Source organism: Ideonella sp. P3_A4, assembly GCF_056403075.1.
In genome coordinates this window covers 1-2,378 of sequence record NZ_JBFUGE010000802.1, presented here as the reverse complement: position 1 = coordinate 2,378, position 2,378 = coordinate 1, and the positions used below count along the sequence as shown (strand labels likewise).

The window sequence follows — 2,378 nt, the reverse complement described above, 5'->3', positions numbered from 1 at the left end:
TGCATCAAGTTGCCGCGCATCGGCCAGCGACTGCATCAGCCGGGCGTCGCGGCCCGAGGCCTGGAAGGATTCGCCATTGATGAAGACATGCCGAGTGTCGTACATCATGCGCGTGCGCGCATCCAGGCGAACGCCCTGCCCTACGCCCAGCGCACCGCCACCGTCGAACCAGACGATGGACTTGGGCTCGGTCAGCGACTCGCCCAGCGCGCAGGCCAGGCTGTGCGCATCATTCAGCGCATCGATCACTGCCTTGGCGGCAAAGGTCTGCAAGGCTTCGGGGATGCGGCCCGGCGTCGCGGTGGCACTGCCCTGCGGGTCGCGGTAGTGGCGCTCGCCTTCGGGTGGCTCCAGCGCATCGGTCATGCGCTGCAGCACCTCTCGCGCCAGCTCGGTCGGCGTCGGCGTGCGAAAGCCAATCGAGCAGGTCATGCAATCGGCGCCAACGGCAACCCCGTCGTGGCCCCAACCCGGCGGCACATACAGCATGTCGCCCGGCTCCAGCACCCACTCGTCGGCCGGTTCGAAATCAGCCAGCAGCTTGACCGGGACGCCTTCGACCAGTCTCGTGTCTTTCACCGGCCCCACGCGCCAGCGGCGCCGGCCGTTGACCTGCAGCAGGAAAACGTCGTACGAATCAAGGTGCGGGCCGACGCCACCGCCGTCGCTGGCGTAGCTGATCATCAGGTCGTCGAGCCGCGCCTCGGGCACGAAGCGAAAGCGCGACAGCAGTTCGTGGGCTGCGGGCACATGCAGGTCCAAGCCCTGCACCAGCAGCGTCCAACCGGCTTGGCCCAGTGAAGGCAGCTGCCGGCGGTTGAACGGGCCGTGGCGCAGTTTCCAGCCCCCCTTCCCGCTCGACACCAAACGCGATTCGACATCGTCGCGGCCGGCCAGCTCGAACAGCTCTGAACGCCCAATCGGTGGCTGCACCTCGGGCACCGCTTGGCGGATCAGGCAGGGCTTCTTTTGCCAATGACGGCGCATGAACTGCTGCGGCGACAAACCGCCCAGCAGTGTGAGTTTCTGGTCTACATCCATCGGGAAGATTGTCGCCTGCGAAACCGGGTGCGCCATGTGCGATCATTCTTTGATGGATATCACTTCTCCCTGCGTCGTCATGCTGATCTGGACGCTGTCGGACGCTCAGGGCCAGCTCATCGACGAGCTCAATGAGCCGGTCGAGTTTCTTTATGGCGGCGACGACCTGCTGCCCAAGGTCGAGGAAGCACTGGCTGGCCAATCGGTGGGCTTCGAAGCCCAGTTGCACCTCGAGCCCGAGCAGGCCTTTGGCGAGTACGACGCCGACCTGGTCTGCTATGAAGAGCGCTCGCTGTTCCCCGAGGCCATCGAGCCCGGCATGCAGATCGAAGGCCTGCCTGAAGGCGCCACCACCGAGGGCATGCCCGACGAGCTGGTTTACACCGTGACCGAGGTCTACCCGTCCCACGTGGTGCTGGACGCCAACCACCCGCTCGCCGGCATGGCACTGCGCATCCAGCTCAAGGTGATCGATGTGCGTGAGGCGACCGAAACCGAAGTCGGTGCGGGCACCGTAGGCGATTCGCCGCTGTCAGTGCTGAATGGCGCGCCGCCGGACGAGCCGCTGCACTGAAGCCAGTTCGCGGCTCTAACGAGCCGCGAACTCAGGCCCTGCCACTGGAGCCGAACCCGCCTTCGCCGCGGTGGCTTTCGTCGAAGTCGTCGACCAGCCGGAATGTGGCCTGCACGACTGGCACGATGACCATCTGCGCGATGCGCTCCATTGGCTGGATCGTGAAGGCGGTGTGGCCGCGGTTCCAGCAGCTGACCATCAGCTGGCCCTGGTAGTCCGAGTCGATCAGGCCAACCAGGTTGCCCAGCACGATGCCGTGCTTGTGGCCCAAGCCCGAGCGCGGCAGGATCATGGCCGCCAGCCCGGCGTCTTCGATGTGGATCGCCAGGCCGGTCGGGATCAGCGTCGTCTGGCCCGGGGCCAGTTCGATCGCTTCGCTCAGGCAGGCGCGCAGGTCCAGGCCGGCGCTGCCGGGCGTCGCATAAGCCGGCAGTTGGCTGGCCATGCGCTGGTCCAGCACCTTGATGTCGATGGTCGTGTTCACTTGGATGTCTTGAGTCGTTCGGCGATCTCGCGCACCAGCTCGCGCGCGAGTTGCAGCTTGTCGGCCGTCGGCAGTTCACGGTGGCCGTGCTCGTCCACCAACAGCAGCGTGTTGTCGTCTTGGCCAAAGGTGGCCGGGCCCAGGTTGCCGATGATCAGCGGCACGCCCTTGCGCAGCCGCTTGGCTTGCGCGTGGGCCAGCAGGTCTTGACTCTCGGCAGCAAAGCCGACGCAGTAAGGAGGCTTCGGCAGCCTCGCGACCGCGGCCAGGATGTCGGGG

General features: G+C 66.1%; 4 protein-coding genes. 1 reads left to right on the top strand and 3 read right to left on the bottom strand.

All coding sequences use genetic code 11. The annotated features are described in order from the left end of the window. Positions 1-1,041 (bottom strand): cupin domain-containing protein (locus AC1DYI_RS32925; RefSeq protein ID WP_477208317.1); only part of this gene is annotated, 1,041 nt, incomplete at its 3' end. A gap of 52 nt (positions 1,042-1,093) precedes the next feature. On the opposite strand from AC1DYI_RS32925, the gene AC1DYI_RS32920 reads away from it, so the two are divergent. Next, positions 1,094-1,615, top strand: a complete 522-nt coding sequence (locus tag AC1DYI_RS32920) for an FKBP-type peptidyl-prolyl cis-trans isomerase (RefSeq protein WP_477208316.1) — start codon at positions 1,094-1,096, stop codon at positions 1,613-1,615. A 31-nt stretch (positions 1,616-1,646) separates the two neighbouring features. On the opposite strand, the gene dut is transcribed toward AC1DYI_RS32920, so the two are convergent. Together dut and AC1DYI_RS32910 are read right to left on the bottom strand one after the other, a co-directional pair. After that, the gene (dut, locus tag AC1DYI_RS32915) at positions 1,647-2,099 is read right to left on the bottom strand and encodes a dUTP diphosphatase (RefSeq protein WP_477208315.1); all 453 of its coding nucleotides are present in this window, start codon (positions 2,097-2,099) and stop codon (positions 1,647-1,649) included. Next, positions 2,096-2,378: phosphopantothenoylcysteine decarboxylase domain-containing protein (locus tag AC1DYI_RS32910; protein ID WP_477208314.1), on the bottom strand; the 283-nt coding region annotated here is incomplete at its 5' end. The genes dut and AC1DYI_RS32910, both read right to left, overlap by 4 nt.

Excerpts from the sequence above, each read along its gene's own strand:
- AC1DYI_RS32920 (WP_477208316.1), top strand. The coding sequence starts at position 1,094 with ATGGATATCACTTCTCCCTGCGTCGTCATGCTGATCTGGACGCTGTCG.